The sequence below is a fragment of the Streptomyces sp. ID05-26A genome, from assembly GCF_033794685.1.
Classification (GTDB): Bacteria; Actinomycetota; Actinomycetes; order Mycobacteriales; family Pseudonocardiaceae; genus Lentzea.
The window spans coordinates 1,368,744-1,387,693 of record NZ_JARAYZ010000001.1 but is presented as its reverse complement, the minus strand read 5'-3'; the positions used below and the strand labels follow the sequence as shown (position 1 = coordinate 1,387,693).

The 18,950-nt window shown below is 68.8% G+C and carries 19 protein-coding genes; 5 read left to right on the top strand and 14 right to left on the bottom strand.

Translation table 11 applies throughout. The features are described 5' to 3' along the window. Positions 1–47: 47 nt before the first annotated feature. Both PV646_RS06705 and PV646_RS06700 read right to left on the bottom strand, forming a co-directional pair. A complete protein-coding gene (locus tag PV646_RS06705; protein WP_500340612.1) occupies positions 48–3,341 on the bottom strand; it encodes an NACHT domain-containing protein in 3,294 nt (1,097 codons plus the stop codon). Positions 3,342–3,479: 138 nt separating this feature from the next. Then, on the bottom strand, positions 3,480–4,958 hold the full coding sequence (locus PV646_RS06700; RefSeq protein WP_500340611.1) for a hypothetical protein: 1,479 nt from the start codon (positions 4,956–4,958) through the stop codon (positions 3,480–3,482). A gap of 401 nt (positions 4,959–5,359) precedes the next feature. Here PV646_RS06700 and PV646_RS06695 point away from each other — a divergent pair, with 401 nt between their 5' ends. Then, positions 5,360–6,451 carry an adenosine deaminase gene (locus PV646_RS06695; RefSeq protein ID WP_500340610.1) on the top strand — a complete coding sequence of 364 codons (1,092 nt, stop codon included), beginning with the start codon at positions 5,360–5,362 and terminating at the stop codon, positions 6,449–6,451. Here PV646_RS06695 and PV646_RS06690 read toward each other — a convergent pair. The 7 genes from PV646_RS06690 to PV646_RS06660 form a co-directional block, all read right to left on the bottom strand. Further along, positions 6,438–7,415: a dTDP-glucose 4,6-dehydratase gene (locus PV646_RS06690; protein WP_500340609.1), complete on the bottom strand. Its 978-nt coding sequence runs from the start codon at positions 7,413–7,415 to the stop codon at positions 6,438–6,440. The genes PV646_RS06695 and PV646_RS06690 overlap by 14 nt on opposite strands. A 2-nt stretch (positions 7,416–7,417) precedes the next feature. After that, entirely contained in the window at positions 7,418–8,161 is a 744-nt protein-coding gene (locus PV646_RS06685) for a GntR family transcriptional regulator (RefSeq protein ID WP_500340608.1), read from the bottom strand. An 81-nt stretch (positions 8,162–8,242) separates the two neighbouring features. Continuing rightward, positions 8,243–9,460, bottom strand: coding sequence for a SatS C-terminal domain-containing protein (locus tag PV646_RS06680; protein WP_500340607.1), 1,218 nt, complete (start codon positions 9,458–9,460; stop codon positions 8,243–8,245). 54 nt (positions 9,461–9,514) lie between these two features. Beyond that, entirely contained in the window at positions 9,515–9,952 is a 438-nt protein-coding gene (locus PV646_RS06675) for a YbaB/EbfC family nucleoid-associated protein (RefSeq protein WP_500340606.1), read from the bottom strand. Next, entirely contained in the window at positions 9,949–10,302 is a 354-nt protein-coding gene (locus tag PV646_RS06670) for a YbaB/EbfC family nucleoid-associated protein (protein WP_500340605.1), read from the bottom strand. The genes PV646_RS06675 and PV646_RS06670 overlap by 4 nt, the downstream gene beginning before the upstream one ends. Before the next feature lie 56 nt (positions 10,303–10,358). Then, positions 10,359–11,543 carry a C40 family peptidase gene (locus tag PV646_RS06665; RefSeq protein WP_500340604.1) on the bottom strand — a complete coding sequence of 395 codons (1,185 nt, stop codon included), beginning with the start codon at positions 11,541–11,543 and terminating at the stop codon, positions 10,359–10,361. Next, positions 11,540–11,866, bottom strand: coding sequence for a type VII secretion target (locus PV646_RS06660; protein WP_500340603.1), 327 nt, complete (start codon positions 11,864–11,866; stop codon positions 11,540–11,542). The genes PV646_RS06665 and PV646_RS06660 overlap by 4 nt, the downstream gene beginning before the upstream one ends. A gap of 92 nt (positions 11,867–11,958) precedes the next feature. Here PV646_RS06660 and PV646_RS06655 point away from each other — a divergent pair, with 92 nt between their 5' ends. After that, positions 11,959–12,495, top strand: a complete 537-nt coding sequence (locus PV646_RS06655) for an SMI1/KNR4 family protein (protein WP_500340602.1) — start codon at positions 11,959–11,961, stop codon at positions 12,493–12,495. Here the strand turns inward: PV646_RS06655 and PV646_RS06650 are convergent. The 5 genes from PV646_RS06650 to PV646_RS06630 all read right to left on the bottom strand — a co-directional run bounded on the left by PV646_RS06650 (position 12,492) and on the right by PV646_RS06630 (position 16,891). Continuing rightward, a complete protein-coding gene (locus PV646_RS06650; RefSeq protein WP_500340601.1) occupies positions 12,492–13,082 on the bottom strand; it encodes a MarC family protein in 591 nt (196 codons plus the stop codon). The genes PV646_RS06655 and PV646_RS06650 overlap by 4 nt on opposite strands. A 66-nt stretch (positions 13,083–13,148) precedes the next feature. Continuing rightward, positions 13,149–13,271 (bottom strand): hypothetical protein, encoded by a 123-nt coding sequence (locus tag PV646_RS06645; protein WP_500340600.1) that lies wholly within the window; start codon positions 13,269–13,271, stop codon positions 13,149–13,151. A 157-nt stretch (positions 13,272–13,428) separates the two neighbouring features. Further along, on the bottom strand, positions 13,429–13,950 hold the full coding sequence (locus PV646_RS06640) for a VanZ family protein (RefSeq protein ID WP_500340599.1): 522 nt from the start codon (positions 13,948–13,950) through the stop codon (positions 13,429–13,431). A gap of 77 nt (positions 13,951–14,027) precedes the next feature. After that, positions 14,028–16,205 carry an FtsX-like permease family protein gene (locus tag PV646_RS06635; protein ID WP_500340598.1) on the bottom strand — a complete coding sequence of 726 codons (2,178 nt, stop codon included), beginning with the start codon at positions 16,203–16,205 and terminating at the stop codon, positions 14,028–14,030. After that, positions 16,202–16,891 (bottom strand): ABC transporter ATP-binding protein, encoded by a 690-nt coding sequence (locus PV646_RS06630; protein WP_500340597.1) that lies wholly within the window; start codon positions 16,889–16,891, stop codon positions 16,202–16,204. The genes PV646_RS06635 and PV646_RS06630 overlap by 4 nt, the downstream gene beginning before the upstream one ends. A gap of 109 nt (positions 16,892–17,000) precedes the next feature. Between PV646_RS06630 and PV646_RS06625 the strand changes: the two genes are divergently transcribed. Genes PV646_RS06625 through PV646_RS06615 form a run of 3 tightly spaced genes read left to right on the top strand, consistent with a single transcriptional unit; the run spans position 17,001 to position 18,948 of the window. Beyond that, positions 17,001–18,131 carry a sensor histidine kinase gene (locus PV646_RS06625; protein WP_500340596.1) on the top strand — a complete coding sequence of 377 codons (1,131 nt, stop codon included), beginning with the start codon at positions 17,001–17,003 and terminating at the stop codon, positions 18,129–18,131. After that, entirely contained in the window at positions 18,128–18,754 is a 627-nt protein-coding gene (locus tag PV646_RS06620) for a response regulator transcription factor (protein ID WP_189154391.1), read from the top strand. The genes PV646_RS06625 and PV646_RS06620 overlap by 4 nt, the downstream gene beginning before the upstream one ends. Continuing rightward, positions 18,751–18,948, top strand: a complete 198-nt coding sequence (locus tag PV646_RS06615; RefSeq protein ID WP_500340595.1) for a helix-hairpin-helix domain-containing protein — start codon at positions 18,751–18,753, stop codon at positions 18,946–18,948. Before PV646_RS06620 ends, PV646_RS06615 begins: the two co-directional genes overlap by 4 nt. Positions 18,949–18,950: the final 2 nt, after the last annotated feature.

The window sequence follows — 18,950 nt, the reverse complement described above, 5'->3', positions numbered from 1 at the left end:
TCGCGTGGTGTGTCCCAGGCCACCGCCTGTTCGCGGACCGAAGGTGCTCAATCCGGCGGAGATCCAGCGTCTTCCGGGAGCACCTCGGGATGAGCTGTCCCAGGCGTAGTTACGTGAGGGTCGATCCCAGATCCGGTGGGTTCCCACAGCTCTTTCAATCGTCCGAGGTCGCGAGCAGCTGTTGTACCGGACCCGCCGAAGAACTCGAGCTGCTGTACTTTCACTTCGGCGTTCGAGTCGTCGAAGGAAACGCAGTAGTACACAGCAGTTCGGCCGATGTCGGCAAGTTTGATCGCCGGTTTGACGAAGTGGTGCGAGGTCTTTCTGTGACTTCTCGGGCTGAGTAGAAGCTCGTCCAACTCGTTTCCTCCGCCTCGTCTGAGCCATTTGCTGGAGGGGCTCACGGCGATGGTGATGCGAGACTGTTGAGCGGATTCGGTGATATTCTCGCGGACTTTCAGATCGGAGCCGACTGAAGCTCGTTCTACTACCGCTCTCGTGATGCTCTCCCCAGGAACTCCCAATTGCTGTGCGAGCCACAGCATGGCAGCGGTGTTGTTGACTATCGAGTCGCTTTCGTGAACGATCGCCGTCGCTCTTTGAGCGATATCAGCTCGATTCTCCAGGGAGACCTCGCAAGGCATGTCCGTAATCGCGATCCTCGGTGAGACGAGGTGCTCTGCGGAGGCGCTTGCGTGCAGCCAGGCCGACACGTGCTCGTACCACTCGTCAGCTCGCGACTGTGCGGAGCCGCGCATCCTCAGATATGCGATCGATCGAGTGACGACTGCGCCGGTCCGCAAGATCGAGAGAGTGTCGCGATCATCTTGCAGCCTGGCGTGGTGAAAAGCGTGGAGTTCTGGCACTGAACCGGTCAGGCCGACTCTCGCAATGGTACGTCCGTCGACCAGGTCGACGGCTCCGAGCATTGCGTTGTAGCCGGCCTCGTCGAGGAAGGCCTTCCACATGTCCACCGTGGCACGCCACGGTGGCAAGGGATCTTCGTCGGAGAAGACATCTTCCAGGGGTGCTCCTGTGCCCGACAACGGGTACTGGATTCGCAACAGCACCAGGTTTGCCGCGTAGGCAGCCGTCGAACGCATGCTGTCGAAGGGTGTCGGTCGGTAGTCGCCGAAGCGCCGCGACGGCAATCGCCTCCGGTAGCCGTCCAGGAGGATGTCGAGGGTTTGTCGAACGTGGTCGAGTTCGTCTGCGTCGAGTTTGGCGAGTTTCTCGTGGACGAACTCGAGCACGGGTTGCTGGATGGCGAGAGGTTGGTGTGACAACAGGGCGAACAAGAGGTCGTCTTCAGGTGTGCGCCGTGCCCTGCGGCCGAAGGCGCTTTCGGTCACGTCGCGAAGTACGTCCACGATGCGGTCGGCCACGAGATATTCGGCGAAGGTGGCGTGGAGGAACTCGTAGCTGCGCACGGTTGCGGAGGCCCTCGCCTCGGGGCTGTGGATGAAGAAGAACTCGGCGAGCAGCCGCTTCCCCGACGTGGTGGGGCCCTCCAGCGACTTCAAGTCAGCGCCGAGTTCCTGCTCGATGATGTCCTGACGGCCTCGGTTGAACATGCCGAGCGCCGCGATCGCGAGCGTGCGGAGTTGGAGATGAACGGCGTCTTCGACTTCATCGCCCTGCAGCGGCTTGCCTTCGCGCTTGCTAATCTCGCGGCGCGCGAAGTCGTTGAAGAGCCGTTCGTACAGATCGGTCGGCGAGAGCTCGACTTCGGCTTCCGCGCCGCGGTGGGCGCGATAGAGGGTGAGCATCAGCAACAGCAACGGTTGTGATGCGAGATGCCGGTGAGTCAGCGCCCACGAGATCGACATCTCGGGGAGCCGATCGCTGGTGTTGGAGTCGTTCCAGTTTCGGACCCACTCGCGGATCTGGTCGTCGTTGAACTCCTCCAGCTTGACCACGGGGGTGTTGCGGGGGACCGTGACGCGATCCGCCACGAGCGTGCGCGAGGTGACGATCACCGCGAGCGGATGGCCCATGTCCGCTTCGCGGCGTTGGAACTCAGAGATCCTGACCAGGTAGTCGGTGCGCTCTCCGGTGCTGGCCTGCAGCAGTTCGTCGAGACCGTCCAGCAGCAGCACCTTGGTGACCTCGGTGCTCTGGTCGACCAGATCCGACCACTGCACGCGACCGTGCGTCGACTGATCCAGGGCCTGCTGCACCTGGTCGGTGAGGAGTGCGTTGGCGTCGACGTGGCGAAGAGGTACGCGGACGACCGTGTACTGCGAATCCGGCAGCCGTGCCGCGATCATCTTCGTCACCAATGACTTGCCCGCGCCAGGGTGTCCGAGAAGCAGCAACGGCAGCACTGTTGCGTCCGCTGAGGTGAAGTGCCTGGCCAGCACCAGGCACAGGTCTTTCTCGACTTTCTGCCGCTGCCACCAGTCCTCGCTGCTGATCGTGGCGCTGGAACCCGAGGTGGCGACACGGCAGTCCGGCTTGACGAACAGCGCCTCCGCGGAAGGGAATGGAGTGTCGAATCCATAGCCGTCGGTGTGCAAGTCGAGCACGGGGTCACGCAACACGCCGACATTCACCTCGCGGACCACTGACCGCATGTCCCGAATCTCGGTCGTCGATCCTGCGATCTGTGAAAGCAGTTGTTCGAGACCGCCCATCGCCGAACGGGTGGCAGCGTGCTCCAAGCTGTTCGACCACACCGCGAACTCGGGTATCTTCGCGGAGAACTCGTAGTAGTGGCTTTGGTACTTGTCCACCATTGCCTGGCCTGCGGCACGTTGCGCCCCACCGATTGACTGCCAGGCTTCGAGGGTGATCGGGTCGTCCAGGACGAGGCGCACGAAGGCGGCCGTCCTGAGGTACATGTCCTCTGCCCACGTCAGCAGGCGGTCCGCGTTCTCGACGAATCCGACCACTGCGGTCGGGGCGGGGACGTTGACCTTGTACAGAGCGCGCACGGTCGAGTCCACCAGATCCTCGTCCGCCCCGGCGAGCTGGAGCTTGTAGCGGTCAGATACGGCCGCCTCCGCGTAAAGCCTGCCCAACGGCGAGTCCGCGACAGCCTCGAAGAACGCGCTCATGGCCAGCGCGGTGTGAGCGGCGATCACCAGTTGGTTGCGTTCGAGACCGACGGTGTCGGTGAGTCGTCGTGCGGCGCCGTCCAAGCCTGAGCGCAGGAGGCTCGTGCCCTCGTTCTTCTGGTCGATCCAGCCCCAGATCGACGAGATCGCTATCGACGCGGGGATGAACCCGGTCGCGAGAATGATTCCGCCAGCTGCTCTGTTCACCTTTTCGAGCCACGGCCGTTCATGTTGACCGAGGATCTGCAGGGCGCCTTGAAAGGTGATTGGCGGATGTTTCATGGTCGAAAATCTTAGTCTCGCGATGCCGAGTTGATCCAGAATTGCAGACTATTACACGGCGTGCGGAATTCGCTGGAAATGACGAACGGCCCCCGGAGCGTCGTTGCTCCGGGGGCCGCTCTCGAGCGGTTCAGGCGATCAGGCGCCCTCGGCCGCCAGGTCGTCGTCGTCCACGTCCTTGCCGCCGTTCGCCGGCTTCGGGCCGCCGTTCTTGCGGGTGCGGCGCTGCGGGCGCGGCAGGGCGGTGGGCGGCGGGGGCGGGGTGGGCGAGCCGCCGCCGAGGATGAGCTCGGCGAAGGTGGCCATGGCCTCGTCCAGCTGGCCGCCGATGCGCAGTTCCGACTCCTGGTTCGACTTGCGGACCAGAGACTGCAGCGAGTCGGCGTCCGGGCGGGCGCCCACGGTCTCGGCGACCTTCGTGAGGCTCGCGTCGACCGTGCCGCCGAGCTCGGAGATCCGGGCGGCGAAGCCGTCCTCGACCTTGTCGAGGCGGTTGGTCATGTTGTCGAGCTGCGAGGTGACGAGCTCCAGGCGGCGGGCCAGGGACTCGAGGCGGTCGGCGGCGTCGACCTGGTCGCGGGACTGCTCGATCGCCGCGTACAGGGCGGTGCGGGCCTCGTCGAGCTTGCCGTTGACGACGTTCTGCGTGTCGGCGACGGCGGTCGCGAGCTCGGTGCGGGTCTCGGCGAGCGAACCGGCGAGCGACTCGCGGGTCTCGTTGAGGGAACCGACCAGCGACTCGCGGGTCTCGTTGAGGGAACCGGCGAGCGAGTCGCGGGTCTCCGCCACGACGCCGGCCAGTTCGCCGCGGGTCTCCGCCACGGCGCCGGACAGCTCGGTGCGGGTCTCGCCGAGGGAGGCGGCCAGCTGGTCGGTGCGCTCGGTCAGCGCGGTCACGAGCTGCGTGCGGCTGTCGGTCACGGCGGACGTCACCGCGGCGCGGCTCTCGGCGACGGCGGACGTCAGCTCGGCGCGGGCGGCGGCGAGGGCGTCGCGCTGCTCGTCGGCGCGGCCGTGGACGCTCGAGAACGACTCGGCGAGGATCTTCTGCAGCGCCTCGCGGGTGCCGTCGAGGTGCTCGTGCACGCCCTCGTCGACCTCGTCGAGACGGCCGCGCAGGGCGGCTTCGAGGGCCTCGACGCGCTCGCGCAGCGGGTTGGTGACGGCGGCGGGGATCGCGTCGACCTTGCTGTCCTGCTTGTCCATGTGGCCATCGATGTCGTCGATGCGCTTGTGGATGCTGGAGAGCTTGTCCTCCAGGCCGTCCATGCGGCCCGCGACTCCCTCGAAGCGGCCGGCGACGCCGTCGAGGCGGCCGTCCAACTGGGCGAAGGGCTTGGCGAGCTTGTCCACCAGGGCGTCGACCGCGCGACCGATGTCGGCGACGGCGGTGTCCTGGGCCTCCAGCTTGGCGAGGGCCTCGTCCAGGCGCTCAGCGAGAACGCTGACCTCGGTGCGGTCCGGCAGCTCCGACAGGCGCTTGCGAACCGAACCCAGCGACTCCAGAGGCGACATCCGGGCGTGGATCTCGTCCAGCGCGTCGAAGATCTGCTGCTGCTCGCTCTCACGGATCTCCGCGGCGCGCGTGAGCATGTTGCGCATCCGATCGAAGGACATCGTGGAGTTGTTGTTCTCTGTCACGGCTGAGTGCCTTCGTCCAGGGGAGGGGGAGACCACGGGAGCCTATCCGCGTCACGGGACGTCGCTGTACCACCCCCGCCAGAGAATGGCCGGGTACGGACGGGCAACTAACCCGATCAGGTTACCTGACTACTCTGAACGCTGAGTGGCCGCCTGAAAGCACGCAGTAGCCACCGATGATGTTCCTACCTTGGGGTGACTCAAGCCTCGCGTTGGTTGCAGAAAGTTGCTGATCACGGATCTGCAACGACGTTGATCCAGCAAATGATCATATCGGTGACAAGATCATTTCTGCCAGCACCGGGGCGGCGTGTCGCGTTCGGTGGAGCTCCGCGCGGCCCCTCGGTCGGACCCGCCGCCTGGAGTAACGTGTAGCAATGTCCACGCCGCTTACCTTGGAGTCCATCCGCAGCGCGCCGAAGGTGCTGCTGCACGACCACCTCGACGGTGGCCTCCGCCCGCAGACGGTGATCGAACTCGCCGATGCCTCCGGCTACCAGGGCCTGCCCACCACAGACGCGGGTGTCCTCGGCGGCTGGTTCCGCGACAACGCCAACTCCGGCTCGCTGGTGCGCTACCTCGAAGGTTTCGCCCACACGTGCGGTGTCATGCAGGACGAGCCTTCTCTCGTCCGCGTCGCCGCCGAGGCCGTGGAGGACCTGGCCGCGGACGGTGTCGTCTACGCCGAGATCCGGTACGCGCCCGAGCTGAACACCGAGAAGGGCCTCTCGCTGGAGCAGGTCGTCGAGGCCGTCCAGGAGGGCTTCCGCATCGGCGAGCAGCGCGTCGCGGCGACCGGTCGCAAGATCCGCGTCGGCACGCTGCTGTGCGCCATGCGCCAGAACGAGGGCTGGCTGCGCATCGCCGAGCTCGCCGTCCGCTACCGCGACCTCGGTGTCGTCGGCTTCGACATCGCGGGCCCCGAGGCCGGGTTCCCTCCCACCAGGGGGCTCGACACGTTCGAGTACCTGCGCCAGCAGAACACGCACTTCACCATCCACGCCGGTGAGGCGTTCGGCCTGCCGTCCATCTGGGAGGCGATCCAGCACTGCGGTGCCGAACGGCTCGGCCACGGTGTGCGGATCGTCGACGACATCAAGGTCTCCGGCGACGGCACCGTCCAGCTGGGACGGCTGGCCGCGTACGTCCGCGACCGCCGCATCCCGCTGGAGATGTGCCCGACGTCGAACCTGCAGACCGGTGCCGCGCCGACGCTCGCCGACCACCCGATCGGCCTGCTCGCGAAGCTGCGGTTCCGCGTCACCGTCAACACCGACAACCGCCTGATGAGCGACTGCACGCTCTCCAGCGAGTTCGCCGCGCTGGCCGAGACCTTCGGCTACGGCTGGGCGGACCTGCAGTGGTTCACGATCAACGCCATGAAGTCGGCGTTCATCGGGTTCGACGAGCGGCTGGCGATCATCAACGAGCTGGTCAAGCCGGGGTACGCCTCGCTCACCGCGTCGTAGCCCATGCGCCCTCGTCGATCGCGCTGAGCCGCAGCAACGGCTCCCACCACGCGCGGTTGGCCGCGTACCAGCGGATGGTGTCCCGGACACCGGCCTCGAAGCCGATCTCCGGGCGCCAGCCCAGTTCGCGGCCAATTCGCGTGGAGTCCAGCAGGTAGCGGCGGTCGTGGCCGGGGCGGTCGGCGACGACGGACTTCCGCGACAGCGGCAGTCCGAGCTCGTCCAGCACCAGGTCGGCGATCTGGTCGACGCTCGCCTCGACGCCCGTGCCCACGTGGTAGGTCCGGCCGAGGACACCCTCCTGCAGCACGGCGTCGATCGCGCGGCAGTGGTCGAGCACGTGGATCCACTCGCGGCGGTTGTCGCTCGACGCGTAGACGGGCAGCTGCTCGCCGTTCAACGCGCGGGTCGTGAACAGCGGCAGCACGTTCTCGGGGAACTGGTTCGGCCCGTAGTTGTTGGCGCAGTTGGTGATCGTCACCGGCAGGTCGAACGTCTCGAAGTACGAACGCACGGCGTGGTCCGAGCCGGCCTTCGACGCGTTGTAGGGCGTGCGCGGCCGGTACGGCGACTCCTCGTGGAACGCCTCGGTCGCGTCCAGCGCGAGATCCCCGTACACCTCGCATGTCGACACGTGGTGGAAACGCCGAACGCCCGCGCGACGGCAGGACTCCAGCAACGCCTGTGTGCTCAGGACGTTCGTGCGGAAGAACCGGCCGGGATCCAGCACGGCCAGCGAATTGTGCGACTCGGCCGCGAAGTTCACCACCACGTCGACGCCTTCGACATCGGCCTCACCGATGTCCGCGTGCACGAACGGCACGTCGGCGGGCAGGTTCGCGCGGGTGCCGCGGTAGGTCAGCGCGTCGAGCGCGATCACCTCGTCCGCGGGGTGTTCGCGCAGCCAGTAGCGGGTGAAGTGCGAGCCGATGAACCCGGCCGCGCCGGTGATGAGCACGCGCATGGTCAGTCCTCCGAGGGAATAGCCGCGACGCCGGGAGGTTCCGCGCCGGGCCAGCCGCGGAACTCGACCTCCAGCTGGAACCGATGGCCCAGGTAGTGGTGCTCGGACAGGGCGATCGGGTGCTCCGACGCGTCCAAGGCGATGCGGCGCACCAGCAACACCGGTGTGGCGGCCGTGACGCCGAGCAGCACGCCGAGGTCGCCGGCGGCGACGGCCGCGATGTTCTGCCGGACCACGGCGATCTGGGTTCCGTTGCGCCGCAACGTCTCCCACGTGCCGGGCGACTCGGCGTCGGCGCGGCTGACCGGTGCGGCCAGCGCCAGCGGCACCCATTCCGTGACGACGTCCAGCGGCGTGTCTCCCGTGCGGCGCAACGAACGCACGCGCAGCATCTCGCCGGAACCCAGCGTTGACGCGACACCGGCGGAAGCTGCCTGGTACCCGTACTCGAGAACGGTCCGCACTAGCGAGACACCGGCTTCGGCGACCGCCGACTGCGCGTGTTGGAAGGTGCCGAGTGCCAGCGGCTGCGCGAACGACACCACGTACCAGCCGGCGCCTTTCCGCGACGCCAGAAGGCCTTCGTCGCGGAGTTGCTCCAACGCGCGGCGCACGGTCACGCGACTGACCTCGTAACGACGGCCCAGTTCGGCTTCGCTCTCGAGCGAGCCGGCCGGGCCGTAGTCGCCGAGCGTGATGCGTTCGCGCAGTTCAGTGGCGAGGCGCTGCGCCCGCGAACCTGTCATAAACCTGTATCATACAGACGAGTACAAGACATGAAAAAGGGCCGCTCACCAGTGGTGAGCGGCCCTTCCCGAATCAAGGACTCAGTTGGTGCTGAGCCGGTCCTCGAACGAGGCCTGCAGCGTGCGGAACGCGGCCACCTCGGCGTCGTACGGAGCCGACGGCGCGAGACGCGTCGGGTCCGGCGACACGACGAACGACACGAGCCAGCCCAGCGACTCGGACGAGGCGAGCGCGGTCTTCACGGACTCGTCCTCCGCCCACTCGGCCGCGTCCTCGAACAGTTCGACGGCGAGGTCGAGCTGCTGCGGGTCGAGGGAGTCGGGGCCCTCCTCCATGTCCTCGGCGATGCCGGTCAGCACGTAGACGTTGTCGTCGTCGACCTCGACGTCGAGTTCGCCCGCGGTGGCCTTGACCTTGATGTCGTTCCAGGTCTCGACCTCGGCCAGGTCGTGCTCGTCGTTCTCGGCGACGAAGCGGCTCAGCGCGCGCGGCGAGGAGAAGACCTCGATCTTGCCGCGGCGGCCCAGGAACACCGGGTCGTCGCCGAGGTAGCAGCGCAGCGTGTAGAACTCGCCGGCCGACGTGATGATCTTGATCGGGTCGACGCCGACCTCGGCCCAGAAGCCCGTGGGCTCGGCCTTCTCCTCGTCGGAGTCCTCGTCCGCGGGGGAGTCGACGGCGGCGGCAGCGGTGGCGGCCTCCAGCGCGGCGAGTTCCTCCTGGGCGACCGCGAGTTCCTTCTCGGGGACCTCCGGCGTGTTCACCACGCTGTCGATCGCGTCGAGGACCTCGTCCCACTTCTCGGAGACGACCTCGGACAGCTCGCCCCACAGCTTGCCGCCGTCACGGCCGCTGAACGGCAGCGTGCCCTGCGGCAGCAGCGAGAAGCCCTCGGCGCTGTCGAGCACCTCGTGGACCTTCTCCAGGTCGCAGACGTCCGCGAGGGCTCGCACGATCGCGACGACGTCGGCGAGCTCACCGATCGTCCAGGTGTCCGGGTCCTCCGCGACGAGCTCGGGCACGCCGACGAGGTCGAACTGGTGGTTGTCGTCCGGCGAGAGGTCCGCCACGCCCAGCGACGGCACGACCGGCCACGCGGGGTGGTCGGTCAGGTCGTGCTCCTCGGCGGTGCGCACGAACGCGGCGAGGTGCGCGGCGTCGGGGAAGACGAACAGGTCCTCCTCGTCACCGAGGAACGCCTCCCACTCCTCGCCCTTCTCGCGCCAGCGGGGTGCCCACAGCGTGACGACGTCACCCTGCGTCAGCCCCAGCTCGATGGGGACGATGTCCTGCGCCATCCTGACCTCCCGGTCACGCCTGCCTGATGCCGTCGACGAGCCTAACGGTGCTGCTCACCGGAGCCACGAGGGGTTGTCGAAGAAGGCGTCGTCGTCGGTGTCCTCGACGCGCGGCGCCCGCTGCCTGCGCTCCGGTGGTGCCTGCTCAGCAGGCGGTTCGGGCGCCACGACGGGGTTCCACGTCGACCGGAAGGGTGAGTCGCCGGTGATGGACTCGACGTCGATCGCCATTCCGTCACCGAGTGCCAGCGCCATCTTGTTGAAGCTGATCTGCACGGCCGCGTTCGTGGCGAGCTGCACGGTCTCCGTGACGACCTGGCCCACGGCCTGCGCACCCTGCTGGAGCAGCGCGGGGTGCAGGTGCAGGGCCTTGAGTTCGCCCTTCGGTGACGCCGTGACCATGCACATCCCGTTCGGGTGCTCGATCGTGGCGGTGAGGGCGCCGAGCTCACGCTGGAGCTGCTCGGTGGCCTGCAGGCGTTCCTCGTTCACCGCCGCCACCCGAGGTCGTCCTCGTCCTGACCGCGTTCGACCCCGAGCGCGGTGAGCTCGCGCGGGTCGACCACGCGTTCCAGGGTCTGGTGCAGGCGGGTGTTCGCGGAGCGCTGGGCCTTCTCGGCGACGCGCATGATCTCGGCGGCCAGCCCGTGCGGGCCCATCCGCAACGCCGCCGCGCTCACCGCGATCTGCTGGGGCGGACCGCCGGGGGTCGCGACCACCGTCACCGCGCCGTCCGGAGAGGACGCTCGTCCCGTGATGGGACCACTGCGCGTGACGTGCTCCGACACGGCCTGCTCGACATCGCGCACCTTCCGCGCGGCGCGCTGGACGTCGTCGTCCACTTCGATCACCCCCTGCCGGGGACAGTGTGCCGCATGCGGTGTTCCTCGGTGTGAAGTCAGCCGGTGGGCCGGTAGAAGCCGTAGAACGACATCCCGCTGTTCGTCGTGCGGATCGGCTGCACCTGCACCGGGTCGCCGGCCTCGACCATCTGGCCGTTGCCGATGATCATCGCCACGTGCCCGTCCCACACCACCAGGTCGCCGGGCAGCAGCTGGTCCGCCGGCACCGACGCGCCCATCGCCTGCGACGAGGCCGGGCGAGGGATGTCGAAGCCCGCGCCGCCGTACGCCCACTGCGTGAGGCCCGAGCAGTCGGTGCCCTGGGGCGGGTTCGCGCCGCCCCACACGTACGGGGTGCCCAGCGCCGACAACGCGTTGCGCACGGCCTTGGCCGCGGTCTCGTTCGGTGCCTCGGCGCTGCTGCCGTCCGGCAGGTTCACGCCGACACCCTCACCGGGCTGCGGCGGGATCGCGACGGGCAGGCGCGGGCCGGAGCCGCCACCACCTCCACCGCCGCCCGAACCGCTGCCGCCACCGCCGCCACCACCGCCACCGGAACCGCCGCCACCACCCGAACCCGAGCTGCCGGAGTTCGAGGCGGGACCGGACTCCTGCGGCTTCTTGGTGTCGGTGGCGCCCGACGTCGAGGTGGTGCCCTCGTCACCGCCCAGCGGCTCGCCGAGCTTCCCGAGCGCGCCGGCGTCGGGCTTCTGCAGGCCGTTGAGCTGACCGACGAGCTGCGTGAGCTGGTCGCGCACCTTCTGCAGTTCGGCCGCGGTCTTGCTCTGGTAACCGGAGGCCATGCCGGCGAGGTCCGCGACGGCCGCCAGCACCACGCCGGGCCCGGCCACCAGGGACAGGGCGAGCGCGGCCGAGAGCTTCGGGGTCGCCTTCGACGTGAACTCGTCGATGAGGCCCTGGATCGCGGTGCGGCCGCCGGTCACCGCGGTGACGCCCGTCGAGGCTGCGGTCTTGAGTGCGGAAGCGTTGGAGGACAACAGGTTCGTGGCCGAGGCGAAGGTGGAGACGCGGCCGGTGAAGGCGTTCGCCTTGTCACCGGTCCACGAGTTCAGCACGGCGGTCGAGGCCGAGGCGTGCCGCGTGCCGAGGTCGGTCATCGCGGTCTGCGCGCGGCCGAACGCGTCCCCCGCCCGCGTCGCCCCGCCGGTGTCGCCGTCGAGCTTCGCGAGGTTCTCCTTCATGGGCGCGATGAACTGGCTCAGCAGTCCCTCGACGCTCATACCTGCGCCGCCTTGTTGATCGACGCCTTGTGCGCCTCCTCCTGGGCGATGTAGGCCTCGCGGGCCTTCGAGACCGCGGTGCCGAGGCCCGCGAGACCCGTCGACGCGGCCTTGAGCGCGTCGAGCTGGGCCTGCGCGGCCGCCTGGAACGCGGCGTTGAGCCCCACCTCGTTGCCCAGCTTGCCGAAGCAGTCGCCCGGCAGGCTCGTGGTGCCGTTCAACGTGCCGGTGCCGACGGTGCCGACCTCGCTCGCGAGACCGCTCACGGCCGACGCGTATCCGGTCAAGGCGTCGAAGTCGACCTTGAGGCCTTGTTCCGCCATCTGAACGCTCTTCCCCCAGTAGTGACTTGTTCGCCTTGATCCTGCCCCGATGGGCGGTACCTCGCCCGACGTTCCGCCAAGATCATGGACCGGTGGGTGTGATCGAGCACTGGAACCGGATCCTGGCATGGCTGGCGGAGCACGCTCCGGCAACCCGTGCGGTGTTGCGTCCGAGGTACGACGCGCTGCCGGATCTTCGGGTTCCGATCGATCTCCAGCTGTGGTGGAGCGTCTACGGCGGCACCGAGGAGGGCCTCTTCGCCGAGATCCTGCCGCCCTTCTACACACCGCTGGGCGCCGACCGCGCGTTCGTGCTCCGGGAGACCCACGTGAGCAAGCCCGTGGACTCCTCCGAGGCGGGCGCGCCGACGAGCGGGTTCCACCCCGAGTGGCTCCCGATCGCGTTCGACGGCACCGGTGACGTGCTCGCCGTGGACCTGCGTCCCGGTGTGCTGCGCGGCTGCGTGGTCGAGTGGGACCAGGAGCGCAACGAGATGGTCAAGCCGGAGTGGACGTCGATCGTGGAGATGTTCGACCAGGTGGCGACGGCCCTGGAGACGCGCAGCGGCGTCGGGCACTGCTTCCCCGAGGTCAACACGGCGGGCGAACTGGGCTGGCGCACCAACTAGACGCGTTCGAGGATCCCGAGCGTGATCAGGCCCTCGACGATCTGGTCGACGCCCAAAGCCGCGAGCAGCACGCCGAGCACCCGCACGAGCACCCACGCGTAGGTCATCCTGACCCAGCGCAGCAGGATGCCGAGCACCGCGATGGCGGCGAGGTCGAGCGCGATCACCGCCGCGAACCCGCCGGCCAGCACGAACGTCGTCTCGATCGACTTCGTGTCGGAGAGCAGGAACAGGTAGGCCAGCGCCACGGGGTTCGCGTAGTAGGCGGTCGCGAGCTCATGGGTGCCGCGGGTCTCGTCGTGCAACGGGTCCGTCTTGCGGCCCAGCACGAGGTCCAGCGCGTGCACGAACAGGATCACGCCGCTCGCGAGGTACAGCGCGCCCTCGCTGATGTGGAAGAGCGAGAGCAGCACCCGCCCGGCCACGACGACGAACAGGCCGACGCCCAGCGCGATCGCGGTGGAGGTGAGCGCCACCCGCCAGCGCGTCCGCGAGTCGGCGCCCTCGGTGTCCATCAGGAACGCCAGGAGGATCTTCGGCGGGCCGACCACGGCGACCAGGATGCTGAACGCCTCCACGAACTTCATGGCCGCCATGATCAGGTGAAGGGCCCGGCGGCGCGCGTCACCTCACGCCGCCGGGTGAACGTGGGGTCAGGCGAGGCCCGTCACACCGAGGTACTTGCTCCCGGCCCAGCGGAAGCAGTAGAGGCCGGGTCGGTTGTTGCGCACGATCACCGCGCCCTGCGCCGAGCCTCCGCCGGACGACCTGATCACGCAGACCTGCGCGACGACGTCGGTCGTGACCGTCTTGCTGCGGGGCTCACCGTCGTCGCGGTCAGACCGAGCAGAGCGGCGGTGACGGCGATCGTTCGCTTGGCTCGCATGGACCGAGGATCCACACGCACCTTGCAGGTTTTCTGGAATCCGCAGGTCAGCGTGCGCTGACGAGCTCGCGCTGTGGCACCGCGGCGGCCGTCACGCGGGTGTAGACCTTCACGGCGGCCAGCGCACCGAGCCAGCCCAGCGCGGTGCCGGTGGTGTTGGTGATCAGGTCGTCGACGTCGAAGATCCGGTTGGCCCACATCAGCTGAGAGCCCTCGATCAGCAACGAGACGCCGTAGCCGATCAGCGCGGCCTGGCCGATCGTGCGCCTGCCCCAGAACATCAGCATCGCGCCGAGCGGCACGAACAGCAGCACGTTCAGCGTCATCTGGTCGAACGCGATCTGGCCGTCGCGGAACGTGTCGGCGATCCACTGGAACGGGACCAGCTGCACGGACTGGCGCGGCGCCACGGCCTGCATGGGCAGGAACGTCGCCGAGAACAGCATGCTCGCGTAGACGGTGATGGTGGCGCTGCGGAAGGTCAGCTGACGGAACAACAGCTGCGGGAGCAGGAAAACGATGGACAGGAAAACGCCCCATTGGATGCTCGCGAGCTGTGCATTCGTCATGAATCAAAGGTATGAAAATGGCCCTCCGCGCACATCGCGCTGAGGGCCAGTTCCACTCTCGTACTTCCGGCCGAGTACTACTCCGCCGCGTAATCCCTCGGGCTGATGCCGCGTAGTACCGGACCGCACGCCAGGGCTGCTACCAGCGCGACCACGACGCCGACGCCCACCGGCGCGATGACCCACGGCGTGATCGGCATTTCGCCGTGACCCACCAGTCCGCGCGCCAGAGTGAGCAATCCGAGGCCCACGACAATTCCCGCGGCACACGCCGCGATTGTGACGGCGACCACGGGAAGCATCACTTCGCGGCGCAATGCGTGACCCAGCACACGAATCGGTGTTCCGGCCGCGATCAACGCGCCGAAAGTGCGCCTGCGGTCGATCACCGACCCGGCCGCGGCCACCGCCGCGCCGATTCCACCCAGCACCGCCGCGATCGAGAGGCCGATGATCGTGGCCCGCTGCAGGTCCGCCATCAACGTGTCGCCGTAGATGTCCCGCTGCTCGCCGTCCACGAGCCGCACGCCCGGCAACGTGCCGACCAGCGCGGTGTGCACGGCGTCGCGGTTCTCCGGCGTCGTCGGCACACCGACCATCGACACCTCGCCCGCGAGCGACGGCAGCAGGGCTCGGTCGATGACCGCGCTCACCCGTCCGCTGCCCTCGAAAGGCCGCGTCTCGAACTGCGCCGGCAGCTGCGCGGTCAGCACTTCCTTTCCGCCGCTCGACTTGAACTCGTTGCCCTGCAACGGGCCCTGCGAGTAGACGGCGGGCCCGTCCTGGCAGCGGAGGCCGGTCAGCACCTTCGCGACGTCGGCGCAGTCACCGACGACGACGTACGTGCCGTAGTCGCCGCTTCTGATCGTGCCGTCGAGCATCGTGACGATCGGTGCCGAGGTCGCCAGGCGCACCGGCGTGACGTCGTGCGTCACCTGCTCCGCCACGATCGCGTTCTCCAGCCACGTCGAGTCGCGGTACGGGACCTGGCTCTCCAGCCCCGGCAGCATCGTGAGCGCCATCGAGCCGGTGAACACGGCGATCACCACTCCCGCCGAACCGCGGAACGCCGCCACCGGGTCACCGGCGAGCCTGCGCCCCGCGAGCAACGTCGACGGCCTGCGCCACCGGCCGACGAAGAACCTGCCGACCCACGCGGTCAGCACGGGCCCGGCCAGCACCAGCGCGAGCGCCACCGCGCCGAGACCGAGCAGCACGACGGTGAACTGGCCGTCGCCGCTGGCCTCCTGCGCGTACAGGATGCCGAGGAAGAACAGGCCCAGCGCGCCGGCGATGGTCAGCAGCCGCCACGACCGGACCTTCCGCTTCGCCTCCGCCTCGAGCGGCTGGTTCACCACGCGCCGCAACCCCAGGACCGCGGCCCCGATGACCAGCAGAGGCGCGAGCACGGCCACCGCCGTCACGACCGCCGGTTCCGGCACGAAGTCGCCGGGGAACCAGGTGCCGCCCTCCCACGGGACCTTCGCGGTGATGTGGCTGAACGGCTGAGCCAGCACCACGCCCAGCGCGCTGCCGACGACCGCGCCGATCGCGGTCTCGACGGCGGTCATGACCACGACCTGCCGGGGACTGGCGCCGGCGAGCCGGAGCGCGGCGAGGCGCCGTTCCCGTTTCGCCGCGGTCAGCCGGGCGGCCGAGGCGACCAGCACCAGGCACGGCACGACCAGCACCACGAGCCCGACGCGCGTGAGCAGGTAGAGCATGCCGTGGTAGTCGTCGCGGTACGAGCCGGCGCCGCCCCGCAGATCGGCCGCCGGGTAGCCGTTCTCGACCTTCTGGTGGCCGACGATCGCGACGAGTTCGCCGGGGAACTTGAGCGCCTCCGGCCCCAGTTCCGCGATCATCGTGCCGGGGAAGCGGTTGCCGAGCTTCTCCGGCGGTGTGCTCCGCACGAGGTCCGCGAGCGCCGGCGACAGCAGCACCTCACCCGGCTCCGGGAACCGGGCGATGCCGGCCGCGACGGGGACCGCGCCCTGTTCGGTGCGGGCGACGTCGAACCGTTCGATCAGCTTGCCGTCGAACGAATCCCGGTTCGTGGCAACGGAGATCGTGCCCTTGTCGGACTGGCCGAACGCGTCGCGCCACGCCGTGCGGTCGGCACGCGCCTGCAAGCCGTTCGGTGCGGCGAGCAGCCACAGGACCAGCGACACCGCGATCATCACGCCCAGCGCGACGAGCACGGTCGCGACCCGTCGGCGCCGGTCCCTGCGCAGCACCGCGAGCGCGATCCTCACGCGGACACCGCCCTGGTGGACTCGGCGATGGCGATCTTGCCGTCCTGGATCTCGACGACGCGCAGCGCCCGGTCCGCGATCGCCTTGTCGTGCGTGACGATGACGACGGCCGCGCCCGTCTCCTCCGCCGCCTGCAGCAGGGCCGTCATCATCTCCTGGCCGGTCCGCGTGTCGAGGGCGCCGGTCGGTTCGTCGGCGAAGATCACCCGCGGCCTGTGGGCCAGCGCCCGTGCGATCGCGACCCGTTGCGCCTGCCCGCCGGAGAGCTGGCTCGGCAGCCGCTTCTCCAGGCCCTGCAGGCCCAGCCGCGCGAGCCACAGCTTGGCCGCGCCGAGCGCTTCCTCGCGCGAACCGCCCGCCAGCAGCATCGGCAGCGCCGCGTTCTCCTCGGCGGTGAGCTCGGCCACGAGCATCCCCGACTGGAACACGAACCCGAACGCCGTGCGCCGCAGCGCGCTGCGCCCGGTCTCGTTCAGTTCGCCGATCGCGCGCCCGTCGAGGAACACGTCGCCGCCGTCGGAGCGCAGGATGCCGGACAGCACGTGCAGCAGCGTCGTCTTGCCGGAGCCGGACGGACCGACGACCGCCAGCACGTCCCCGGCCTTGATGTCGATGTCCACCCCGGCGAGCGCGTGCACGTCGCCGTAGGTCTTGACCAGGCCACGAGCGGCCAGAACCGAATTCATGTTTCTCAAGGTGCCGTGCGCGGGCCGGGAAAACCTCAGCCTTGACGACACACCGGATCAGCCGGATGACCGAGGCCGGGAAGGTGTGGTGGTCCTACCGTTGTCTCCCGTGGACAGTCAACGGGGCCAATGGCCGATCGCCGCCGTTCTCGCCTTGCTGATGCTCGGCGAGCTCCTTCTGATGAACGGCGTGGGCAGCGCCGAGGCCCTCGTGTGGCTGCTGACGGTGCCGGTGTGCATCGCGGCCGTCGCGTCGTTCAAGTCGCGTGCCTTCACCATCCCGGTGGCGGTCGCGTCGGCGTTCGTGTCGTCGTTCGTCATCCGGCTCTTCCACGTGGACCTGCCGACGCTGCTGAGCCCGCTGACCATCGCCGAGACCGCCGCGTTCCTGGTCATCACGGCCGTGGTCGTCCGCGAGGAACCCCGTCGCGCCGCCACGTGGTCGGTCGGCTGGCTGATGGCCGTGAGCTTCTTCGCCGCCATCGTCCGCGACAACTGGCTCTCGGGCAGCAACTACAACGAGATGCTCGGCTCGCTGGTCCTGGGTTTCACGGCGGTCGGCACCGGCCTGTACTTCCGCGCCCGCGACACCGAGGGCGGCCGCCTGATCGCCGCCGCCGTCACCGACGCGCAGAAGGAAGAGCGCATCGCCCTGGCCCGCGAACTGCACGACGTCGTCGCCCACCACGTGACGGGCATGCTCGTGCAGGCCCAGGCGGCGCTGGAGGTCTCCGACGACGACCCGCGCGCCGCCCACCGGTTGCTGCCCGGCATCGTCCGTTCGGGCACGGAAGCCCTCGGTGCGATGCGCCGGCTCGTCGGCACGCTGCGCCAGGGCGAGAACGAGGCCGCGACCACCGACCTGGCCGCCGACGTCATCGAGACCGTCGAACGCACCCGCGAGCTCGGCTTCGAGACCCGCCTGCGCATCGACCTGCCCGACGTGGTGCCGCCGGAGCTCGGCCGTTCGGTGTTGCGCCTGGTCCAGGAGTCGCTCACCAACGTGCACAAACACGCCGTACGGCCCACCATGATCGACGTGGAGATCTCCCGGACGTCCGGCGGGGCTCTGCGCGTGGTCGTGGCCGACGACGGTCAGCTGCACGAGCTGAACCAGGGTGGCTACGGTCTCGTGGGCATGCGTGAGAGGGTCGACCTGCTGGGCGGCCTGTTCTCCGCGGGTCCGCGCGAGAACGGCTGGCAGGTGCTCGCCGAGCTACCCCTGGAAGGGACGAAGTGATCTCGGTTCTCATCGCCGACGACCAGGAGATGGTGCGCGTCGGTTTCCGGATGATCCTGGAGAAGCAGCCGGACATCACGGTCGTCGCCGACGTGCCCGACGGGATCTCGGCCGTCACCGCCGCGCGCGAGCACAACCCCGACGTGGCGTTGCTGGACATCCGCATGCCGGGGCTGGACGGGCTCGAGGTGACCAAGAAGCTGTCGCCCACGACGAAGGTGGTCGTGGTGACGACGTTCGACCTGGACGAGTACGTGCACACGGCGCTGGAGAACGGGGCGTCCGGGTTCCTGACCAAGGACGCCGGTCCGGCGCTGCTCGTCGAGGCCGTCCGGGCCGCCGCCGCGGGCAACGCGCTGATCTCGCCGCAGGTGACCGTGCGGATGCTGGAGCACTTCGCCCGGCCTGCCCAGCGGCCTGACCTGTCGCTGCTGACTGCACGGGAGCAGGACGTGGTCCGGGAGGTGGCGCGCGGGCTCTCCAACCAGGAGATCGCGTCCTCGCTGTTCCTGTCGCTGTCCACGGTGAAGACGCACCTGGCCTCGGTGCAGACGAAGCTGAACGTGAAGAACCGCGTCGGGATCGCGTCGTGGGCGTGGCGGGCCGGGCTGGTGAACTCGTGAGTGAGCCGGAGTTCCCGCGCACCATCGGCAAGGTCGCGGCCCGCGAGCTGGCGGCGAACGGCTACACGACGTTCGACTCGCTGACGAAGGTGTCCGCGAAGGAACTGCTCAAGATCCACGGGGTCGGCCCGAAGGCCATCAGGATCCTGGGGGAGGAGCTGGCGGCGCAGGGCAAGGCCTACGCCGCCGACTAGCT

Coding starts and splice junctions, on each gene's coding strand:
- PV646_RS06705 (WP_500340612.1), bottom strand. CDS start 3,341: ATGAAACATCCGCCAATCACCTTTCAAGGCGCCCTGCAGATCCTCGGT.
- PV646_RS06640 (WP_500340599.1), bottom strand. CDS start 13,950: ATGACGAATGCACAGCTCGCGAGCATCCAATGGGGCGTTTTCCTGTCC.
- PV646_RS06660 (WP_500340603.1), bottom strand. CDS start 11,866: ATGGCGGAACAAGGCCTCAAGGTCGACTTCGACGCCTTGACCGGATAC.
- PV646_RS06685 (WP_500340608.1), bottom strand. CDS start 8,161: ATGACAGGTTCGCGGGCGCAGCGCCTCGCCACTGAACTGCGCGAACGC.
- PV646_RS06695 (WP_500340610.1), top strand. CDS start 5,360: ATGTCCACGCCGCTTACCTTGGAGTCCATCCGCAGCGCGCCGAAGGTG.
- PV646_RS06665 (WP_500340604.1), bottom strand. CDS start 11,543: ATGAGCGTCGAGGGACTGCTGAGCCAGTTCATCGCGCCCATGAAGGAG.
- PV646_RS06690 (WP_500340609.1), bottom strand. CDS start 7,415: ATGCGCGTGCTCATCACCGGCGCGGCCGGGTTCATCGGCTCGCACTTC.
- PV646_RS06680 (WP_500340607.1), bottom strand. CDS start 9,460: ATGGCGCAGGACATCGTCCCCATCGAGCTGGGGCTGACGCAGGGTGAC.
- PV646_RS06650 (WP_500340601.1), bottom strand. CDS start 13,082: ATGAAGTTCGTGGAGGCGTTCAGCATCCTGGTCGCCGTGGTCGGCCCG.
- PV646_RS06630 (WP_500340597.1), bottom strand. CDS start 16,891: ATGAATTCGGTTCTGGCCGCTCGTGGCCTGGTCAAGACCTACGGCGAC.
- PV646_RS06700 (WP_500340611.1), bottom strand. CDS start 4,958: ATGTCCTTCGATCGGATGCGCAACATGCTCACGCGCGCCGCGGAGATC.